At 72.0% G+C, this 19,322-nt stretch carries 16 protein-coding genes; 7 read left to right on the forward strand and 9 right to left on the reverse strand.

Annotated features, from left to right (window positions below):
• The first annotated feature begins 239 nt into the window (after window positions 1–239).
• Both ACZ7OU_RS25590 and ACZ7OU_RS25595 read left to right on the forward strand, forming a co-directional pair.
• Entirely contained in the window at window positions 240–2,687 is a 2,448-nt protein-coding gene (locus ACZ7OU_RS25590; RefSeq protein ID WP_470257022.1) for a glycoside hydrolase family 3 N-terminal domain-containing protein, read from the forward strand.
• Window positions 2,688–2,886: 199 nt separating this feature from the next.
• Window positions 2,887–3,186, forward strand: a complete 300-nt coding sequence (locus ACZ7OU_RS25595; RefSeq protein ID WP_470257023.1) for a nitroreductase family protein — start codon at window positions 2,887–2,889, stop codon at window positions 3,184–3,186.
• Window positions 3,187–3,195: 9 nt separating this feature from the next.
• Here the strand turns inward: ACZ7OU_RS25595 and ACZ7OU_RS25600 are convergent, their stop codons facing one another.
• From ACZ7OU_RS25600 to acnA, 5 genes are all read right to left on the reverse strand, one after another.
• On the reverse strand, window positions 3,196–4,773 hold the full coding sequence (locus ACZ7OU_RS25600; protein WP_470257024.1) for a hypothetical protein: 1,578 nt from the start codon (window positions 4,771–4,773) through the stop codon (window positions 3,196–3,198).
• 301 nt (window positions 4,774–5,074) lie between these two features.
• The gene (locus tag ACZ7OU_RS25605) at window positions 5,075–5,743 is read right to left on the reverse strand and encodes a GntR family transcriptional regulator (RefSeq protein WP_470257025.1); all 669 of its coding nucleotides are present in this window, start codon (window positions 5,741–5,743) and stop codon (window positions 5,075–5,077) included.
• A 104-nt stretch (window positions 5,744–5,847) separates the two neighbouring features.
• Window positions 5,848–8,052: an aminotransferase class III-fold pyridoxal phosphate-dependent enzyme gene (locus ACZ7OU_RS25610; RefSeq protein WP_470257026.1), complete on the reverse strand. Its 2,205-nt coding sequence runs from the start codon at window positions 8,050–8,052 to the stop codon at window positions 5,848–5,850.
• The gene (locus tag ACZ7OU_RS25615; protein ID WP_470257027.1) at window positions 8,049–8,687 is read right to left on the reverse strand and encodes an MBL fold metallo-hydrolase; all 639 of its coding nucleotides are present in this window, start codon (window positions 8,685–8,687) and stop codon (window positions 8,049–8,051) included. Before ACZ7OU_RS25615 ends, ACZ7OU_RS25610 begins: the two co-directional genes overlap by 4 nt.
• Window positions 8,680–11,244 (reverse strand): aconitate hydratase AcnA, encoded by a 2,565-nt coding sequence (gene acnA, locus ACZ7OU_RS25620; RefSeq protein WP_470257028.1) that lies wholly within the window; start codon window positions 11,242–11,244, stop codon window positions 8,680–8,682. The genes ACZ7OU_RS25615 and acnA overlap by 8 nt, the downstream gene beginning before the upstream one ends.
• 40 nt (window positions 11,245–11,284) lie before the next feature.
• On the opposite strand from acnA, the gene ACZ7OU_RS25625 reads away from it, so the two are divergent.
• The 3 genes from ACZ7OU_RS25625 to ACZ7OU_RS25635 are packed head-to-tail and all read left to right on the forward strand — an operon-like array spanning window position 11,285 to window position 14,005.
• Complete coding sequence (locus ACZ7OU_RS25625; RefSeq protein WP_470257029.1) at window positions 11,285–12,253, forward strand: threonine/serine dehydratase; 969 nt, start codon at window positions 11,285–11,287, stop codon at window positions 12,251–12,253.
• Window positions 12,254–12,260: 7 nt separating this feature from the next.
• Window positions 12,261–13,082 (forward strand): MurR/RpiR family transcriptional regulator, encoded by an 822-nt coding sequence (locus ACZ7OU_RS25630; RefSeq protein WP_470257030.1) that lies wholly within the window; start codon window positions 12,261–12,263, stop codon window positions 13,080–13,082.
• On the forward strand, window positions 13,079–14,005 hold the full coding sequence (locus ACZ7OU_RS25635; protein WP_470257031.1) for an ornithine cyclodeaminase family protein: 927 nt from the start codon (window positions 13,079–13,081) through the stop codon (window positions 14,003–14,005). The genes ACZ7OU_RS25630 and ACZ7OU_RS25635 overlap by 4 nt, the downstream gene beginning before the upstream one ends.
• Before the next feature lie 61 nt (window positions 14,006–14,066).
• Here the strand turns inward: ACZ7OU_RS25635 and ACZ7OU_RS25640 are convergent, their stop codons facing one another.
• The 4 genes from ACZ7OU_RS25640 to ACZ7OU_RS25655 are packed head-to-tail and all read right to left on the reverse strand — an operon-like array spanning window position 14,067 to window position 17,280.
• Complete coding sequence (locus ACZ7OU_RS25640) at window positions 14,067–14,924, reverse strand: amino acid ABC transporter permease (protein ID WP_470257032.1); 858 nt, start codon at window positions 14,922–14,924, stop codon at window positions 14,067–14,069.
• Window positions 14,921–15,565 (reverse strand): amino acid ABC transporter permease, encoded by a 645-nt coding sequence (locus tag ACZ7OU_RS25645; RefSeq protein WP_470257033.1) that lies wholly within the window; start codon window positions 15,563–15,565, stop codon window positions 14,921–14,923. Before ACZ7OU_RS25645 ends, ACZ7OU_RS25640 begins: the two co-directional genes overlap by 4 nt.
• A gap of 12 nt (window positions 15,566–15,577) precedes the next feature.
• Window positions 15,578–16,519: a transporter substrate-binding domain-containing protein gene (locus ACZ7OU_RS25650; RefSeq protein WP_470257034.1), complete on the reverse strand. Its 942-nt coding sequence runs from the start codon at window positions 16,517–16,519 to the stop codon at window positions 15,578–15,580.
• A gap of 23 nt (window positions 16,520–16,542) precedes the next feature.
• Entirely contained in the window at window positions 16,543–17,280 is a 738-nt protein-coding gene (locus ACZ7OU_RS25655; protein ID WP_470237546.1) for an amino acid ABC transporter ATP-binding protein, read from the reverse strand.
• 144 nt (window positions 17,281–17,424) lie between these two features.
• Between ACZ7OU_RS25655 and ACZ7OU_RS25660 the strand changes: the two genes are divergently transcribed.
• Together ACZ7OU_RS25660 and ACZ7OU_RS25665 are read left to right on the forward strand one after the other, a co-directional pair.
• The gene (locus tag ACZ7OU_RS25660) at window positions 17,425–18,252 is read left to right on the forward strand and encodes an alpha/beta hydrolase family protein (protein ID WP_470257035.1); all 828 of its coding nucleotides are present in this window, start codon (window positions 17,425–17,427) and stop codon (window positions 18,250–18,252) included.
• Between the two features lie 34 nt (window positions 18,253–18,286).
• A complete protein-coding gene (locus tag ACZ7OU_RS25665) occupies window positions 18,287–19,189 on the forward strand; it encodes a MurR/RpiR family transcriptional regulator (protein WP_470257036.1) in 903 nt (300 codons plus the stop codon).
• Window positions 19,190–19,322 lie beyond the last annotated feature (133 nt).

Here is a 19,322-nt window from a genome sequence, read left to right on the forward strand (position 1 = left end):
ATCGACTCGGAACCGCTTCGTACGCTATGGATTCTGATCGCCGGGTTGCTGTCTTTGGCAATCTGGCTGCTTGTCAGGCATGTCGTCGATCGACGTTCGTAGCGACTTCCCTTCCTTCACGGTGTGGACGAACAAGTACCGGGCCGCCGTTCGGCGCTTTACAGCCCGGACGGAACACGCCTACGGTGCGCTCGCATCCACGCGGCCGGTCCGTGCCGACCACGGCTGAAGGAGGTCAGGTGTTCCGCAAACACAGACGCAGTACCCGCGCCACCGTCACGGTGCTCGCGGCGGCGGTCTCACTCGCGGTTTCCGCGTTCACCGCCAGTAGCAGCGCCGCCATCGATCCGGGCGCCGCGCCCTGGCTGGACACCCATCGTCCGGTGCCGGCGCGGGTGGAGGCGCTGCTTCGCGCGATGACGCTGCCCGAGAAGGTCGGCCAGATGGACCAGCAACTGGTCACCACGCTGACCGATTCGAACAGCGCGACGTGCGGGAACAACGGATTCAACCTGCCGAATCCCGAATGCATGCGAAAAATCCTGGTCGACGCCAATGTCGGTTCGATTCTCGCGGGTGGTACCGAGAATCCGGTCGACACCACGGGCAAGGGCGGCGTGGGCAACACCGGCTACGACTGGGCCACCGAATACAACATCATCCAGCAGTTCGCGATCAAGAACTCCCGCCTGCACCTCCCGGTCGTGTTCGGCGTCGACGCGGTGCACGGTTTCGGCCACCCGTGGCAGGCGCCGCTGTTCCCGCAGTCCCTCGGCATGGGCGCCACCTGGGACCCCGCGCTCGCCCAGGCCGGTGGCAAGGCGACCGCGGACGCCCTGCGCGCCACCGGCTGGAACTGGAACTTCGCCCCGGTCCAGGACATCGCGCGCGACAACCGGTGGGGCCGCACCTACGAGACGTGGGCCGAGCAACCGGTCCTGTCGGCCGCGATGGGCGCCGCGAACATCAAGGGTATGCAGACGCCCGGCAAGCGCGGTGAGCTGAACGTCAGCGCGACGGTCAAGCACTTCGCCGGCTACTCGCAGTCGGTCAACGGCCACGACCGGGCCGAGGCGCTGCTCCCCATGAACTACCTCCAGACGACGATCCTGCCGCCGTACGCGGCCGGGATCGACGCCGGCTCCGGGACGGTGATGGTCAACTCCGGTTCGATCAACGGCGTTCCCGCCACCTCCTCGCAGTACCTGCTGACCGACGTCCTGCGCGACCAGATGCACTTCCAGGGCGTCGTCATCAGCGACTACCAGGACGTCACCGCGTTGCAGACCGCCTACCACATCGCGGCGGACCTCCCCGGTGCCATCGCCGCCGCCGTGAACGCGGGCGTCGACATGAGCATGCAGGTCTCCGACGCGGCCGGGTGGCAGGCCGCGATCCTGCAGGCCGTGAACACGGGCAAGATCTCGCACGCGCGGATCGACCAGGCCGTGCGCCGCATCCTCACCCTGAAGTTCCAGCTCGGCCTGTTCGACCAGCCGTGCGTGGCCGACCCGGCGAAACCGTGCGTCGACGCGAACGCCGCCGACGCCGCCGTCACGGCTGGCCGCGATCAGACGCTGAAGGCCGCGCGGGAGTCGATCACCCTGCTGCGCAACGAGAACAACGCGCTGCCACTGCCGGCCGGTGCGAAGGTCGTGGTGACCGGCCCGAGTGCCGACTCGATGACCAACCAGCTCGGCGGCTGGAGCGTGAGCTGGCAGGGCGTGGCCGGTGCCGGGCACGTGTGCTGCATGGGCCCCGACAACCAGATCCCGCCGGGCACGACCGTGCTGGGCGGTATCCGGGCCGCGAACCCGGCCGCGGTCTACGCGCCGGACCAGGCCAGTGCCGTCGCGGCCGCGGCGGACACCAGCGCTTATGTGGCGGTGGTGGGGGAGAAGGCCTACGCGGAAGGGCTGGGCGACAACCCGGCTCCCGCACTGGCGCCCGACCAGCAGGCCCTCATCTCGGCCCTGCAGGCGACCGGCAAACCGGTGGTCGTCGTGGTCGTCGCGGGCCGGCCGGTCGGGCTGGGCCCGGCGGAGAAGGCGAACGCGGTGCTGATGGCCTACCAGGGCAGCACGGAAGCCGGCACGGCGGTGGCGGATGTGCTGTTCGGCAAGACGAACCCCGCGGGCAAGCTGCCGATCAGCTGGCCGTCCGACGCGCCGGCCGTCGGCGGTGACTTCGCCGGCACGGCGCCGTCGCCACTGGGTGACCAGCCGAAGTTCTTCGACCAGTTGCCCAGCACCGCGTCCGGTCAGGGCAACGCGTACAACCCGCAGTTCCCGTTCGGTTACGGCCTGTCGTACACGACGTTCAGCCACACGAACCTGGCGGTGACGCCGAAGGTCGCGCGCGACGGCACCGCCACGGCGACGTTCACGGTCACCAACACCGGAACCCGCGCCGGCACCGACATCGTGCCGGTGTACGTGGCCCAGCCGGTGAGCCCCGTGGTCGTCCCGCCGCAACGGCTGGTCGGCTTCGCGCGGGTGACGCTCGACCCGGGCCGGTCCCAGGTCGTGCGCGTGTCCTTCCCGGCGACGGCGCTGGCCGAAAGCGCGGGGGACATCAACGCGTCCGGTCCGCCTGCCGTGGTGCCGGGCAGTTATGTGCTGCAGCTGGACAAGAACGGCACGACACCGTACGCGGTGGACGTGTCGGCGCCGTTCGTGATCCGGTAGCGGGGCTCGGTTGCGGGGCGACGGCGGCGCGTCGCCCCGCGATGCCGGGCGGTCCGGAAACGGCCAGACCCCGGCCGGGACGTTCCCGAGGACCTGATCCGCGGCTGCGGGCGGCGGTGGCGACGATCTACTCCGACGTCTACCAGAACTCCTACCGTGCGTCGGCCGGCTACATCGGCCGGGTCGAGACGACGGGGGAATGCTCGGCGGCGTGCTGCCGGCGACGTGGAGCTTCATGCTCGCGGCTCGCGCTCGCGGCCTGGGCACCTGCTGGACGACGATGCACCTCTCCCGCGAGAAGGACGTCGCCGAGTTGCTGGGCATTCCGTACGAGAGCGTGCAGCAGGTCTGCCTGACCCCTCTGGCGTTCACGCGAGGGGAGAAGTTCAGCCCCGCCAAGCGGCCGGACGCCGACGAGATCATCCACTGGGACGGGTGGGACGCCACCAAGCTCACCGCGCCACCGTTGAGCGGCATCGCCGCGTCGTCCACGCCTTGAACGGTCCGGTCACAGTGTCGCGCTGTGCCGCAGGTGCGGCGGCAGGCGGATCCACCACGCGGCCGCGGTGCGGACGTTGCCCGGCAGCGTCTGGTCCGTGGCCGCCCGGCGGAGCAAACCGTCGTTGTGGTGAATTCCGAAGGCGTAGACGAGCCGGTCGAGCACGCTGGCGTCGTGCGCATCGGACGCGCGGGTCCAGTGGGTCGAGTATCGCGAGAATGCCGTGCGGTAGAAGGTGACGGTGCTTCGGCCGCCGATGTGGCCGAGCGTGTAGGCGGCCATGTCGTGGATCTCGGCGGGCATGTCCCGGGCGAGCAACAGCCGTTCGACGAACGCGCGCTGGGGTGGCCCGCCGAGCACGCGTAACGATTCGAGGATGCGAAGCGTGCGAAGCCGGTCGGTGCGGCGACGCAGCAGCGTGACCAGTTCGGCGGCCAGTGCCCGGGCGAGGTGTGGTCGGTAGGGGCTGGCGTAGAGCAGGAACATGGCGCAGAGCCGGACGTCGAAGACCGGGTCGGCCAGCATCTCGTGGACCAGCAGCGGGAGTACGGGATCCGGCGGCAGCGGGTCTTCGCCGGCTGCGGCGCTGACCACGCTGTCGCAGAGCCGGACGACTGATTCGTCGGCAGTGGCGGCCGCGGCGAGACCGGCTGCCGTGCGGATTCGCCGGGGCAGCTGTGCGCGCAGGTCACTCGGCAGGGTGGCGACCATCCGCACCGCGAGCCCGGCTTCCTCCTGGCTTCCGGTGAGCAGTTCGAGCAGGACGGGGAGCAAGGACCGGACCTGCGCGTGGCTGAAGTGGCCGTAGCGCAGCTTCTTGACGCTGGTCAGCAGGGCGCCGTAGAAGGTCCGGATCGTGGCGGGATCGGTGACGTGCCGGATGACGGAGCTGCTGGCCGCCGGGTGGGAGCTGGCCGTGAAGACCGACAAGTGCCCGATCATGCTCTGCGCCGAGTTGTCGTCGGCGGCGGCGGTCGCGGTGAAGATCGCGGGTTGCTGGCCGTGGGGGTGGGCGATGAGCCGGTGGTAGGCCTCGGCTCGGACCATCCACTGCACGCCGTCGGCGATGCTCAGCTCGGTCAGCAAGCGCTCGGTCAGCCGGGACCAGGTCGTCGCGGGTGAGAGCACGAGGTGCGGGCGCCGGGCGATGAGCTCGCTGAGCCGGTCCCAGTCGCCGGCGGTCATCGTGTCGTCGCCGACCGCGCGGTCCATCAGCTGGTCCAGGACGGGTCCGGACGTGGGCCGTCGCTGTGCCCGGTTCGGGGTCGGCGCGGAAGGCCGCGTGTGGTACCGGTAGGACGTGTCCGCCGCGGCCGAGAGCAGCATGGGCGGCAGGGAAAGCGTCGCTTCGTAGCGCGCGGGCACCCAGTGGGGGATGGTGACCTTTCCCGTTTCCCAGCGCGAGAGGGTGCTGGGGGCGATGCGCTGGTCCGGCGCGAAGTCGTGCGCGAAGCCGTTGAGGCTTTTGTGACGCGAGTGGGTGCCGAGAGTCCGGTTGACGCGCAGAAGCCACCCGACCCGAGCCCGCGCGGAAACCGGAGACGACGGGGCGGGCCGGCGCCTGATCGGCTGGGAGGTCGACGTCATCGGGGTTCCGCGGTGCTCGACGGGGGTGGACCAGCCACCGTCCCTCGGTTCGCTGCCGGTGGCAAGCCGCTGAACGGGCGCCGGGTGCGTTCGCCTGTAGCGCTTCCGCGCCCGGGTGTCCAGTGGTGTTGCACGGAGTTTCGGACGGGGAAAGGGTGCCGCTGACTCGTCGCGCGGCCGGTTGACTTTGCTGTGCTGCCGACTGGGCGGATGTCGGTGAAGTATCCGGGAAAGTCGTCTTTGTCCGGGGAGGCGTCATGGAGACCCATTGACGTCCCGCGTGCCGGGGCAGTCGGCCGGGTCAGGCCTCCAGCGCGGCGATCGCCCGGCGGCCGAGGCTGCCGAGGACGTGCTTCTTCATCGTCCGTTCCGCTTCCTTGGCGTCCCCGGAGATGACGGCCTCGGCGATGGCGATGTGCTCGCGGCGGACGCGTTCCCGGTCCTCGGCGGAGTCCGGTTTGGACTGCAGCCCGACCTGGCGGTACCGGTCGGCCTTGTCCCACAGGCCTTCCAGCAGCGACGACAGCAGCGGGTTGTGCGACGCGGTGTAGACGCTGCGGTGGAAGGCGCGGTGCACGAGGAGGGACTCGAAGCTGGTCGACGCGCTGAGCGGCTCGAGGTCCTTCAGCGCCGACCCGATGGCCGCGACGTCGGCGTCGGTCCGGCGGGTCGCGGCGAGCTTGGCGGCGAGCGGGTCGAGCTTCTCGCGGATCTCGAACAGGCTGCGCGCTTCCTCGGCGTTGAGCCGCGTGACCCGCGCGTCGCGGTGCGCGTCGAGGGTGACCAGGCCCTCGGCGTCCAGCCGCCGGAGCGCCTCCCGCAGCGGCGTCGTGCTGACGCCGAGCTCCGCCGCGAGCTGTTCCTGGGAGATGGTCTGTCCCTGGGTCAGCTCGCCGGCGAGGATGCGGCGGTGCAGCTCCTGGTAGACGTAGGCGTTCTTGGTGAGGGCCGGGCGGGGGAGCGCGCTCATCGGCCGATCCTATAGCCCATAGCCTCGCGGCGCCCGCACCTGCCGACCCGCGGACCGAGCGGCTGCGGTCCTTCCTGTCGAAGGTGCCGAGAGCCGGCGCTTCCTCACGTCCGCGGAAGGGCTTCGGCCAGCCTCGCGACGAACTCGTCCGCGTGCGCCCGCTCCCACACGAGCGGCGGGCGCACCTTCAGCACGTCGCCGCCGGGACCGGTGAGACCCGCGAGCACCCCGCGGCCGACCAGGTCGTCCAGCAGCTTCCGCGCCACCTCGCGGGACGTCGAACCGCCGGACGCGAGCACGTCGACGCCCGCCAGCAACCCCGTTCCCCGCACCGGGCCCAGCACCGGCGAACCCTCCGCCAGTGAGCGCAAGCCCTGGCGCAGGTGCTCGCCGACCGTCACCGCCTGCTCCGGCAGGCCGGTCAGCTCGAGGACGTCGAGGACCGCGTGGCCCGCGGCCGCGGCGGCCGGCGTCGCCGCGAACGTCGAGAAGTACTCGTACCGGCCCGCCAGGACGTCGGCGATCTCGCGGCGGGTCACCAGCGCGCCGATCGGGTAGCCCGCGCCCATCGGCTTGCCCAGCGTCACCAGGTCGGGCGTGATGCCGGCCAGCGCGAACCGCCACAGCTGGGGTCCGCTGCGGCCGTAGCCGGACTGGACTTCGTCGGCCAGGTACAGCGCGCCGGCCGCGTGGGCGCCGTCGACCAGCCCGGCCAGGAACTCGGCGGGCACGTCGAGAATGCCTTCCGAGGTGAACTGCGAGTCGGCGAGCACCAGAGCCGGACGCAGGCCGGCGGCCTCGATCCGGGGCACCGCACCGGGTTCACGCGGTGCCGCGAACGTCCCCACGCCCGCGGGCCGGTACCCCGGCGGCCACTCGTTCGAGCTGAGGTCCGCCATCCACTTCGACGAACCGTGGTACGCGTGCTCGGCGATGATCGCCGCGTCGCCGCCGGTGTACTCGGTCGCCAGCCGCCAGGCGAGCTCGTTCGCTTCGGTGCCCGACGTCGTGAACAGGCAGGTGTCCAGCTCCGGCGGCATCGTGGCGAGGATCCGCTCCGCGAGCCCGACGATCCCGCCGTGCAGGTACCGCGAGTGCGTGTTCAGCTGCGCCAGCTGCCGCCCGACGGCCCGGGTGACGGCGGGGTGCGCGTGCCCGATGACCGCCACGTTGTTGTACGCGTCGAGGTAGCGGGCGCCGTCGCGGGCGTACAGCCAGGCGCCCTCGCCGCGGACCAGCTCGAGGGGCCGCCGGTAGAACAGCGGGGACAGGCCACCGCCCATCGCCGCCGCGCGCCGTCCCGGTAGCTCGGGCGCGGGGATGGCCCCGGCGAGGTCGCGCGTGCCGGCCAGCCGGGCCAGCCGCTCGCCCAGCTCGGCCGGGGTGAGCGCGGCGAGGAGGTTCAGCACGCGCTCGCTCGTGTCGTCGTACTGCGTGATGTACCGCTCGTTGTCGCTGTGCGCCTCGCGCCGCGTCGCCGACACCGCCAGCGTCGTGAGCAGCCGGGCGATCACCAGCTCGCCGAGCACGGCGACCTCGGCCGCGCTCAGCTCGCGGTGCCGCTGGTAGCCGCGCAGCACGGCTTCGGTCGCGTGCCAGACGTCCTCGGCCCGGCGCAGCACCGACGTCAGCGTGACGGCCAGGTCGGTGACGGCGGCCGTGTGGTGCATGTCGCCGAAGTCGATGACGCCGGTGACCGCGCCCGCCTCGGCCAGGACGTTGGTGAGCGTGACGTCGGCGTGCTGCACCCCGGCGGGCAGCGTGGCGGTCGCGGCGAGCGCCGGCGTCACCCGCGCGACCAGTTCGCCGAAGCCGGCGAGCCCCGAACCGGCCACCGCGGCCGGCATCCGGCGGACGTCCCACAGCAGCTCCCGGCCCGCCGCGGGGTGGAAGAACCCCTGCAGCGCCACGGAAACCCGGGCGGCGACGGCACCGACCCGTGCGGCCGTCGCGGCGTCGACCCAGCTCCCTTCGAGCGGCTGGCCGGGCAGCAGCGTGATCAGCCGGGCGAGGCAGGCGCGGCCGGTGTCGTCGGTGAGCTGCGCGACGTCCCCGACCGCCTCCGGGACCGGCAGCCCGGGGTCGGCGACGTGCACGTGCTCCAGCGCGCGGACCTCCATGTCGACCACGTCGGCGCGCTCGGCGGGGTTGGAGATCTTGAGCACGAACCGGTCGTCGACGAGGACGTTGAGGTCGCGCTCGCTGTCGAGCGGTTTCAGCACCGGGTCCGTCAGCCGCCAGTGCTCGCGCAACGCGGTGCGCAGGCTGTCGGGGGAGAACGCCGGGGCCGGTTCGGTGAAGGTGCTCATGCGGGGAGGTCCTTTCCGGGGGTGCCGGCTTCCAGGGTGAACGGCCGGGCGTGGCCGGGGTAGACGACGTCGGCGCGGGCGCGGACCAGGGCCATCGACCGCGCCGCGGCCTCGTCGTCGACGGCGCTGCTGGGACGTCCCCGCCGCAGGGCACCGGCGGACGGCACGGCGTCACCGGTCAGCAGCGCGGTACCCGCGGCGGTGGCGACGGTCAGCCCGATCGAGCCCGCGGTGTGCCCGGGCAGCGCAGTGACGGTGACGCCGGGGGCGAGTTCGAGCCCGTCCGACGCGGGATGCACCGCAACTTCGCCGAGGATGAACCTGGTCCACGGCGGCAGGACGGGATTTCCCCGGGGCGCAAGGTCTTCGTCCGGGTGGATGAGGACCTCCGGGAAGAGGTCGGCGTTCTGGATGTGGTCCCAGTGCGCGTGCGAGAGCACCAGGAGGTCGATGTCGCGCGGAGCCAGCCCGCGGCGGTCGAGGGCGCGCAGCAGGGCTCGCCGCCGCCCGGCGTGCCCGGAGTCGAAGAGGATCCGCCGTCCGCCGGCGTGCACCAGGTACACCCCGCAGAAGCCGATGCTGCCCTGGTCCGAGCTTTGTCCCTGGCCGTGGAGCAGGGGATCGACGTCAGGCACGGAACTCGCCGAGGATGTAGGGGAGGACGCCGCCGTGGGCGTAGTAGACCGCCTCCTGCGGGGTGTCCAGCCGGGCGCGGACCTCGAACGCGAACGCGGGCGCGTCCCGCGACCGGACCCGCACGGTGATCGGCCGGGTCGGATCGTCGACGGCCTCGGGGATGCCGAGCAGGTCGAACTCCTCGGTGCCGTCCAGGCCGAGCGAAGCCGCGCTCTGCCCGTCGGCGAACTGCAGGGGCAGCACGCCCAGCTGCACGAGGTTCGACCGGTGGATCCGTTCGAACGACTCGGCCAGCACGGCCCGCACCTTCAGCAGCGCGGTGGCCTTCGCCGCCCAGTCGCGGGACGACCCGGTGCCGTACTCCCGGCCCGCGATCACCAGGAGAGGAGTGCCCGCGTAGGACTTCGCGGCTTCGTACACCGGCGCGGCGGCGCCCTCGGCGTCGAGGGTCGAGCCGCCGGGTGCGAGCCGGTTCTTCAGCCGCGGGTTGGCGAACCCGCCGCGCACCATCACCTCGAAGTTGCCGCGGCGGGAGGCGTAGGTGTTGAGGTCCCGCTCGCCGAGCCCGGTCAGGTACCTCCCGGCGCAGCTCGACGGCGGGATGCGCCCGGCCGGGCTGATGTGGTCCGTGGTCACGGAGTCGCCGAGCATCAGCAGCACGCGCGCGCCGCGGAAGTCTTGCGGTGGCGGCGCGACCTCGTCGAGGAACGGCGGGCGCCGCAGGTACGTCGAGCCGGCCGCCCACTCGAACCGGGCGCCGCCCGCCGCGGGCACGCCGGCCCAGAGATCGTCGCCGTCGAAGACGTCCGCGTAGGCGTCGCGGAACAGCTCCGGGGTGAGGTGGGCGGTGACGACGGCGTCGACCTCGGCGTCGTCCGGCCAGAGGTCGGCGAGAAACACCGGCTCGCCGTGCGCGTCGCGGCCGAGCGGCTCGGTGGTGAGGTCGTGGGTGATGGACCCGGCCAGCGCGTACGCGACCACCAGCGGCGGCGAGGCGAGGTAGTTGAGCGAGACGTCGTTGTTGATCCGGCCGTCGAAGTTCCGGTTGCCGGACAGCACCGACGCGACGACCGTGCCCCCGGCGACCGCCTTGGCGGCTTCCGGCAGCAGCGGCCCGGAGTTGCCGATGCACGTCATGCAGCCGTAGCCGACGAGCTGGAAGCCGAGCTCGTCGAGCGGCCCGTCGAGCCCGGCCCGGTGCAGGTACCCGGTGACGGTCTTCGAGCCCGGCGCGAGACTCGTCTTCACCCACGGCTTGGCCGTCAGGCCGCGGGCGCGGGCGTTGCGGGCGAGCAGCCCGGCGGCGACCATCACGTGCGGGTTGGACGTGTTGGTGCACGACGTGATCGCCGCGATGGCGACCGCACCGTCCGGGACCGGACCGTCCGATGTGGACCCGATGGCCGCTCGCGCGTTCGCCGGGACGCCGGCGAGCGCGACGCGGTCCTGCGGCCGCCGCGGCCCGGCGAGCGACGGCGTGACGGCGGTGAGGTCGATCGAGACCCGCTCGTCGTAGCGGAGGCGGGCGGCGGGGTCGTGCCAGAGGCCCTGTTCCTTGGCATAGGTTTCGACGGCGGTGACGTGGCCGGGCGCGCGTCCGGTGAGCCGCAGGTAGCCGAGCGTCGCGGCGTCGATCGGGAACATCGCCGCGGTGGCCCCGAACTCGGGGCACATGTTCGAGATGGTGGCCCGGTGGGCGAGCGGGATCCGGGCGACCGCGGAGCCGGTGAACTCGACGAACTTCCCGACGACGCCGTGCGCGCGCAGCGTTTCGGCGATGGTGAGCACCAGGTCGGTCGCGGTGACGCCGGGGCCGAGCTCGCCGGTCAGCTCGACGCCGACGACGGGCGGGACGAGCAGGCTCAGCGGCTGCCCGAGCAGCGCGACCTCGGCCTCGACCCCGCCGACGCCCCAGGCGAGCACGCCCAGCGCGTTGACCATCGTGGTGTGGGAGTCGGTGCCGGCGCAGGTGTCCGGGAACGCCCAGCCGTCCCGGCGGTCGACCACCGTGGCCAGGTACTCGAGGTTGATCTGGTGCATGATCCCGGTGCCGGGCGGGACGACGTGGACGCCGTCGAGCCGCTCGCCCCACTTGAGGAAGCGGAACCGTTCGGCGTTGCGCGCGTACTCGATCTCGACGTTGCGGCGCAGCGCGTCCGGCCGGCCGGACACCTCGGTCGCGATCGAGTGGTCGACCGTCAGGTGGCTGGGGATCCGGGGCCGCACCGCCGCCGGGTCGCCGCCCGCCTCGGCCACGGCGTCGCGCAGCGCGGCCAGGTCCGTCAGCACCGGGACGCCGTTGGTGTCGTGCAGGAAGACCCGGGACGGCGAGAACGCGACGACGGCTCGCTTCCCGTCCACGAGCGAGGCGATCTGGCCGGCGGTCACCGTGTGGCCGTCTTCGTGGCGGAGCAGGTTCTCCAGCAGGATCTTATGGCTCAGGGGCAGCCGTTCCGAGCCGGGCACGGCGTCGAGGCGGTGCACGCGGTACCGCTCCCCGGCCAGCTCGAGCCGGGCGAGGCTGGCGTAGCTGTCCGCCCTGCTTGTCGTCTTCACGCTGATCCCTTCCGCATAGCTTATAGGCTATAATATCAGCATGCCTTCTCTTCTGGACCGGATCATGGACGCGCACCGCGGCATCCGCCCCGACGTGCCGGTGAGCACCCTCGAACGCGGCAGGCTGCTGTCGGACGAACTGGGCTGCGACGTCTGGCTGAAGACCGAGCACCTGATGCCGACCGGCTCGTTCAAGGTGCGCGGCTCGGCGAACAAGATCCGTGTGCTCGGGGAGGCGGCGAAGCGCACCGGGGTGATCACGGCGTCGACGGGCAACCACGGCCAGGGCGTCGCGCGCGCCGGGAAGCTGGCCGGCGTCGCGGTGACGGTGTATGTCGGACAGACGACCACCCGGGCGAAGATGGCCGCGATCGAGGCACTGGGCGCGGAGCTGGTGGTGGTCCCCGGCGGCGCGCTGGACGCCGAGGTGGAGGCGCGCCGGCAGGCCGAGCGGCGGGGGAAGCCGTACGTGGCGCCGTACAACGACCTCGACACGGTGGCGGGCCAGGGCACGCTGGGTGTCGAGCTGGCGGAGCAGGCCCCGGACCTGGACGCGGTGTTCCTCTGCGTCGGCGGCGGCGGGCTGATCGGTGGCGTGGGGACGGCGTTGAAGGCGCTGAGCCCCCACACGCGAGTGGTCGGCGTCTGGCCCGAGGCGTCGACGTGCCTGCTGGATTCGCTGAAGGCGGGCCGGATCGTGGAGACGCCGGAGTTCCCGACGCTGTCGGACGGTTCGACCGGCGCGGTGGAGCCGGGATCGGTGACGTTCCCGATCTGCCAGGACGTGATCGACGAGACCCTGACGGTGTCGGAGGACGAGATCGCCCGCGCGATGCGCCGGATCGCCGAGGGGGAGCGCTGGATGATCGAAGGGGCGGCGGGGGTGGCGGTCGCGGGTCTGGTGCGGAGCGCGGAGCGGTACCGCGGGAAGAAGGTGGCGGTGGTGCTGTGCGGCCGGAATGTCACTTTGGCGACATTCCTGGACGCGATGGCTCGCGCGGAGAGCTGAGCCCACCATGGGAACTCCGGAACCGCTCTCGCTGGCCGGCCGCGTCAACCACCAGTGGAGCAGGCTGAGCGAGACCGAACAGGCCGTCGCGCGCTACCTCGTCACGGCGCCGCCGCGGCGGATCGTGTTCGCGACGGCGGACGAGCTCGGCCGCCGGACCGGCACCAGCGACGCGGCCGTCGTCGGTACCGCGCGCCGGCTCGGGTACCCGGGCCTGACGGCGCTCAAGGCCTCACTCGGGCCGGCGGCGGCCGCGCCGCAGCTCGGCCTGCGGCTGCAGCTGGCCCAGGACCTGCCAAGCGCGTCCGCGCACGTGGTGCGGGACGCGCTGGGCCGGATCGGCGCGTTCGGTCGCGGCCTCGACCCCGCGGAGCTGGCCGAGGCGCTGCGGCTCGTCGGCTCGGCGTCGCGGGTGTTCTGCTACGGCTGGGGCGTCAACGAACTGAGCGCGCGCTACCTGGCCCTCAAGCTCGATCGCGCCGGCAAGCCCGCCGACGCTTCCGGGGCCACCGGCGTGGCCTTCGCGGACGATCTGGCCGACCTCGCGCCGGGGCACGTCGTCGTGGCTTTCGCGCCGGGACGGCTGCTGCCCGAGCTGGAAGTGCTCGCCGCGCACGCGCAGAAAGTCGGCGCCCGGCTGATCCTCGTCACCGAACACCTCGCCGGCGAGCTCCCGGCTGACGTCGTCCTGCGCGACCCGGGTTCGCCGGGCAGCCTCACCGCCGAACCGCTGTGCTCGATGCTCGTCGCCGACCTGCTCGTGCTCGGCACCCTCGGCGACGGCGGCACCTACGCCCTGTTGACGAAACTGCGTGAGGACCTTCAATGACGTTGTCCACTGTGGACCTCGGCCGGATCCGCGAGGTCGCTTCCCGGGACCTCGTGTTCGCGGCGGTCCGCGACGCGCTGATCGCGCACGCCGAGGGCCGTACGCAGCTCCCACCGCCGATCGCCATGGTGTTCCCGTCGGTGGACGGCGACTGCCACGTGAAGGCCGGGCACGTGACCGGCTCGCCGTACTTCGCGGTGAAGGTGGCCGCGGGTTTCTACCGCAACGCCGAGCGTGGCCTGCCCAGCAACAACGGCCTGATCCTGGTGCTGGAAGCGGAAACCGGCGTCCCGGCGGCGGTCCTGGCCGACGAAGGCTGGCTGACGGCGTGGCGCACGGCCGCGGCGGGCGCCCTCGTGACGCACGCGCTGATGCCGCCGGACGTCGACGAGGTGGGCGTCCTCGGCACGGGCCTGCAGGCCCGCTTGCAGGTGGAGTGGCTGCACGCGCTGCGGCCGCTGGCCCGGGTCCGGGTGTGGGGCCGCCGGCCCGAGGCGGTCCGGGAGCTGTGCGCGGAGCTGGACCTGGACGCCCGCCCGGCGACGGTCGAGGAGGCGGCGGGTTCGCCGTGCGTCATCACGGCGACGCCCGCCACGAGCCCGCTCGCTCCGGCATCGGCGTTCGCGGGGGCCTTGCACGTCACCGGGATCGGCACGGACCTGCCGGGCAAGGGGGAGCTGCCGCCGGAGCTGTTCGCCGGGGCCGGCCTGGTGGTGACCGACGATCACGCGCAGTGCCTCGACCACGGCGACTTCGGCAACGCGGTCCGGGCCGGGACGATCGGGTCCGAAGTGGACATCGCCGCGGGCGCCGTCCTGCGCGACGGCATCGTGCGGTCGGGGCTGAGCATCGCCGACCTGACCGGGGTGGGGGTCGCGGACGCCGCGGTCGCCTCGGCGGTGTTCACTTCGCTTCGCGCGTAATGGAAAGCCTCGCCGGGGCGGTGGTGGCAAGCCGCCCCGGCGAGGCCGGTCTGAAGGGGACTCAGGAAACGCTCTCAAGCTCGGGTGCCGGTGAGTCCACCGCAACCACCCGGGCCCGGCGGCGGCGTCGTCGCGGCGGCCGGTCCATCAGCTCCGCGATCCGGGACAGCCCGAAGTTGATCACGATGTAGAACGCCGCCGTCAATGCGTACGCCTGGATGAAGTTCGCGTTGTACTCACCCAGGACCTGCCCGTTGCGCAGCAGCTCGGGGTAGCTCACGACGTACCCGAGGCTCGACTCCTTGAGCGTCCGGATCACCTGCGTCACCAGCGCCGGCCGCAGCGCGCGGAACACCTGGGGGAGCACCACCAGGCGCAGGGCCTGGCCGCGGCGGAGGCCGATCGCCGCCGCCGCGTCGAACTGGCCGCGGTCCAGTGAGTTCACGCCCGCGCGGACGATCTCGGCGAACACCGAGCCCGCGTGCAGCACGATCGGGATCGACAGCACCCAGAACGGCGGCAGGTTCCAGCCGAACGCCGGCAGGCCGATCAGGAAGAAGTACACCAGCAGGATCAGCGGGATCGCCCGGAACAGCTCGATCGCCGCCGCGGCCGGGACCGACAGCCAGCGGCGCGGCGAAAGCCGGCCGAGGCCGAAGACCGTGCCGAACACCAGGGACATCGCCGCGCAGGACAGGCCGATCCGCAGCGTCATGCCCAGGCCGTCGAGCAGGTAGCGGATGTTGGGCCACGACGCCAGCGGCGCCCACAGCCGGCCGTCGAGCTGGCCGACGTGCCGCAGCTGCAGGAAGACTCCGACGAGCGCGCCCAGCACGACGACGACCGCGACGATCGTCGCGATCCGCAGTCGCTTCTTCCCGCGGGGGCCGAGTTCGTCGAACAACACCGTGGTCTTCATCGGCGGATCCGGACCTTCCGTTCGACGACCCCGGTCAGCTGGCCCGCGGTGAGCGTGATCAGCAGGTAGCCGATCGCCGCCGCGACGAAGCTCGGGATGGGCTGCGCGTGGTCGAGGTTGAACTGCCGCGCGGAGCCGGTGAGCTCCTGCACGCCGACGGCCGCGCCGAGCGCCGACGCGAGGCAGACGTTGATGAAGATGGAGCCCAGCGGCTGGGCCATGGACCGGAACGCCTGCGGCAGCACGACCTGCCGCAGGACGCCGGCGAAGGTCAGCCCGAGCGCGCGGGCCGCCTCGATCTGCCCGGTCGGGACGGCCGCGACCCCCGAGCGGACCGTCTCGCAGACGTACGCGCCGAAGTACAGCCCCAGGCCGAGGACGACCGAGCCGAACAACGGCACGGTCGCCCCGACGTAGGGCAGCCCGAACACCACCATGACCAGGACGAGCAGCAACGGCGAGTTGCGCAGGCACTGGACGTAGCACCCGGCCACCGCCCGCAGCGGGCCGATCGGGCCGACCCGGCAGACGCCGAGCACGGTGCCGATCAGCACCGCCAGCGGGAAGGCGAGCACGGCGATCTCGAGGGTCACCAGCAGACCGGTGAGCAGCTCACCGATGTGATCGAACAGGACGGACATGGTGGTGGCCTCTCAGGAACCGGGCACGGAGCCGATCTGCGGCGGCTGCGGTGCGGGGGTCTTGATGAGCTTGCCGACCGTGGCCTGCCAGAGCTTCGTCCACGTCCCGTCGGCCTCGATCGCCTTCAGGAAGCCGTTGACGACGTCCTTGAACGCCGGGTCGTCCTTCGGGAGGCCGATGCCGAACGGGTTCGACCCGAACGTCGCGTCCAGCAGCTTGACGTCGTTCTTCGTGGCGACCACCCCGTAGAGCGACGCGTTGTTGAGCGTCATCGCTTCGGCGCGGCCCTGCTCGACGGCGGCGACGCACTGCGCGGCGGTGTCGAACAGGACCGGCTGCGCGGTCGGCACGGCCTTCAGGAGCGCGTCCTTCGCGGCGCCGGACTCGGTGGCCACCTTCTTGCCGGCGAGGTCGCTCGCCTGCTTGGTGGTCGTGTCCGACGTCTTCACGACGATGCCGCTGGCCGCCATGTAGTACGGCCCGGCGAAGTCGACGAGCTTCGCGCGGTCCTCCGTGATCGTGTACGTCTGGATCGCCGTGTCGATGGTGTGGTTGCCCAGCAACGCTTCCCGTGTGTCCGAGCCGCCGCTCTGCAGCTTGGCGTTCGGCTTGCCGAGCAGGTACTTCGCGAGCAGCTGGGCGATCCCGGCGTCGAAGCCGGACAGCTTGCCGGACGCGGGGTCGAGCTGGGAGAAGCCGATCGTGTTGCGGCTGCCCGCGAACGACAGCTCGCCCTTCTGGCGGATCTTGTCCAGCATCGGCGTGCTGGGCAGGTTCTGCCCGACCGGGCCCGCGTCCACCACGGACGTCTGGTCGATCTGGCCCGCGATCTCCGCGCCGGCCGGCTTGGCGGCGGCGCCGGGCGCCTGGTTGGGGGCGCTGCCGCACGCGGTGAGCGTGGCCAGCAGGGCGGTGGTGACCACTGTGATGCCGGTGGTCGTGCGGATTCTCATGATGGCTCCCGGATTCGTGGCGGTCAGTGCTGGAGGACCTTGGACAGGAAGTCCCGCGCCCGGGCGGTGCCGGTGCGGTCGAAGAACTCTTCGGGCGTGCCCTGCTCGGCGATCCGGCCGTCGCTCATGAACACGACGCGGTTGGCGGCCTTGCGGGCGAAGCCCATTTCGTGGGTGACGACGACCATCGTGGTGCCGTCGGCGGCGAGCGCGGTCATCACGTCGAGGACCTCGTGCACCATTTCCGGGTCCAGCGCGCTGGTCGGCTCGTCGAACAGCACGAGCTTGGGGCTCATCGCCAGCGCGCGGGCGATCGCGACGCGCTGCTGCTGCCCGCCGGAGAGCTCGGCGGGCCGTTTCTCCGCCTGGTCGCCGACGCCGACGCGGTCGAGCAGCCGCCGCGCTTCGGTTTCGGCGTCGCGTTTGGACAGCCCGCGGACCTGGATCGGGCCGAGGGTGACGTTGTCGAGGATCGTGCGGTGGGCGAAGAGGTTGAACGACTGGAAGACCATGCCCACGTCGGCCCGCAGCTGCGCGAGCCGGCGGCCTTCGGCGGGCAGGGGTTCGCCGTCGAGGGTGATGGTCCCCGAGTTGATCTGTTCGAGGCGGTTCACGCACCGGCAGAGGGTCGACTTCCCCGAGCCGGACGGCCCGACGACGACGACCACTTCACCGTGGTGGATGTCGAGATCGACGTCGTGCAGGACTTCGATGTCACCGAAGCTCTTGCACAGACCGCGGATGCTCACCAGCGGGGTCATCGGCTTCCTCCGGGTTTTTGGAAGCGTTCGCTACAGTTCACAAGTTGTTGTAGCATCAGCTACCGATAAGATAGACGGTGCTACCGAGATGTCAACACCTGTCGTAGTCGCTACACCCGCCGCTACACACCCGAGGAGCAGTCAATGTCGAGTCCGCGCCCGAGCGCCGACGCGCGCGTCCTGGATCCGGTCGAGTACTACCACTCGGGCCCGACCGCCTTCTTCGCTTCGCAGCGGGACCAGCGCTTCTCCTACTGCCTCTACGTTCCCGGCGTGCACCGCACGGCGACGAAGCCGCTCCCGCTGACCGTCGTGGTCCACGGGACGCAGCGGATGGCCGAGCGCTACCGCGACGCCTACCGCGGCTTCGCCGAGGAGAACGAGACGGTGGTGCTCGCCCCGCTCTTCCCGGCCGGCATCGGCGAACCGGGCGACCTGCACGGCTTCAAGCGGCTGAGCTTCCGCGGCGTCCGGTTCGACCGGGTCCTGCTCGACATCGTCGAGGAGGTGGCGCAGCGCTACCGGGTCGACGCGACGAGGTTCGCGCTCCACGGCTTCTCCGGCGGCGGCCAGTTCGTCCACCGCTTCGCCTATCTGCACGCGCGGAGGCTGTCGGCGCTGTCGGTCGGAGCGCCGGGCCGGGTCACCCGGATCGACCCGGAGGTGCCGTGGTGGCCGGGCACGGCCGACCTGCGCGAGCGGTTCGGCACCGACCTGGACCTCGACGCGCTGCGGGCGGTGCCCGTCCAGATGATCGTCGGCGCCGAGGACACCGAGACGTGGGAGATCGCCGAGCCGGGCGTCGACGCCGGCGGCGACACCCGCGTCGAACGGCTCACCTCCCTGCGCGACAACTGGGCGGCGCACGGTGTCGACGTGCGCCTGGACGTCGTGCCGGAGCTCGCGCACCGGGGCCTGCTGCTGCAGCCGGTCGTCCAGGAGTTCTTCGCCGGCGTGCTCGCCGGGCGGTGACCACTACGATGCGGCGGTGCCGAGGGGAGACCAGATGAGCGAGCCGGCCGGCGAAGACCTGTCGCTGAGCGCCCGGATCAACCGCAACCTGGCCGGGATGTCCCGGGCGGAGCGGATCGTGGCCGAGTACCTGCGCGACCACGCCCGGCACGCGATCTTCGCGACCGCCGAGCAGATCGGCAGCGCGACCAAGACCAGTGACGCGACCGTCGTCCGCACCGCGAAGTCGCTCGGCTTCAGCGGCCTGCTCGACCTGCGGCGCACCCTGGCCGCGGAGGTCGTGGTCGAAACCAGCCCGGTGCGGCAGTTCCACGACGAGCGCGAGAACGGCGGCTCGGCGGTCGCGCGGGTGTTCACCGAGGCGGCCGAACGGCTCGCCGCGACCTGGCGGCTGGTCGAGGAGGACGACTTCGCGGCCGCGGTCGGCTTGCTCGACGAAGCGCGCGAAGTGCTCGCCTTCGGGCTCGGCGGGTCCGGGCTGCTCGCCCGCTACCTCGCGCTGCGGCTGACGCGCATGGGCCGCCGCGCCCGCGCGAGCTGGGCCACCGGGTTCCAGCTCGCCGACGACCTGCTGGGCCTGCGCGCCGACGACGTCGTCGTGCTCTACACCCCGGCCCGGCTGCTGGCCGAGATCGAGGTCGTGCTCGACCACGCGCACGCCGTGGGCGCCCGGGTCTTGCTCGTTTCCAGCTCGCTGGGGGCGCAGTTCGCCGACCGCGTGGACGTCACGCTCGCCGCGCCGCAGTCGACGAGCAACTTCACCGGCGAGATGCTCAGCGCCGAGGTGCTGACCGACGCCTTGCTGCTGCAGCTGGGGTCCGGCGACGAGACGCGGGCGACGCGGGCCTCGGAGCTGCTGACGTCGCTGCGTTCGGAGCTGGTCCAGGGCGACGAGCGTTCGGCCATTCCGAAGCGGCGGCGCAAGAAGCGGGCCTGACGCCGGTTTCCGCACACCGCCGGGCGACCGCCCGGCGGTGCCGCCGGCGCGCGCTCGATCCACAGTGGACGAACGATGATCGTTGCCCGCCAACGATGTAGTGGATACTTCGTACTTCCAATTGTGGAAGTTT

It is taken from the genome of Amycolatopsis sp. NPDC114505 (assembly GCF_055633615.1).

Excerpts from the sequence above, each read along its gene's own strand:
- ACZ7OU_RS25665 (WP_470257036.1), top strand. The coding sequence starts at position 18,287 with ATGAGCGAGCCGGCCGGCGAAGACCTGTCGCTGAGCGCCCGGATCAAC.
- ACZ7OU_RS25595 (WP_470257023.1), top strand. The coding sequence starts at position 2,887 with ATGCTCGGCGGCGTGCTGCCGGCGACGTGGAGCTTCATGCTCGCGGCT.
- ACZ7OU_RS25640 (WP_470257032.1), bottom strand. The coding sequence starts at position 14,924 with ATGAAGACCACGGTGTTGTTCGACGAACTCGGCCCCCGCGGGAAGAAG.
- ACZ7OU_RS25650 (WP_470257034.1), bottom strand. The coding sequence starts at position 16,519 with ATGAGAATCCGCACGACCACCGGCATCACAGTGGTCACCACCGCCCTG.
- ACZ7OU_RS25605 (WP_470257025.1), bottom strand. The coding sequence starts at position 5,743 with ATGAGCGCGCTCCCCCGCCCGGCCCTCACCAAGAACGCCTACGTCTAC.
- ACZ7OU_RS25610 (WP_470257026.1), bottom strand. The coding sequence starts at position 8,052 with ATGAGCACCTTCACCGAACCGGCCCCGGCGTTCTCCCCCGACAGCCTG.
- ACZ7OU_RS25630 (WP_470257030.1), top strand. The coding sequence starts at position 12,261 with ATGGGAACTCCGGAACCGCTCTCGCTGGCCGGCCGCGTCAACCACCAG.
- ACZ7OU_RS25625 (WP_470257029.1), top strand. The coding sequence starts at position 11,285 with ATGCCTTCTCTTCTGGACCGGATCATGGACGCGCACCGCGGCATCCGC.
- ACZ7OU_RS25660 (WP_470257035.1), top strand. The coding sequence starts at position 17,425 with ATGTCGAGTCCGCGCCCGAGCGCCGACGCGCGCGTCCTGGATCCGGTC.
- ACZ7OU_RS25600 (WP_470257024.1), bottom strand. The coding sequence starts at position 4,773 with ATGACGTCGACCTCCCAGCCGATCAGGCGCCGGCCCGCCCCGTCGTCT.
- ACZ7OU_RS25635 (WP_470257031.1), top strand. The coding sequence starts at position 13,079 with ATGACGTTGTCCACTGTGGACCTCGGCCGGATCCGCGAGGTCGCTTCC.
- ACZ7OU_RS25655 (WP_470237546.1), bottom strand. The coding sequence starts at position 17,280 with ATGACCCCGCTGGTGAGCATCCGCGGTCTGTGCAAGAGCTTCGGTGAC.
- ACZ7OU_RS25645 (WP_470257033.1), bottom strand. The coding sequence starts at position 15,565 with ATGTCCGTCCTGTTCGATCACATCGGTGAGCTGCTCACCGGTCTGCTG.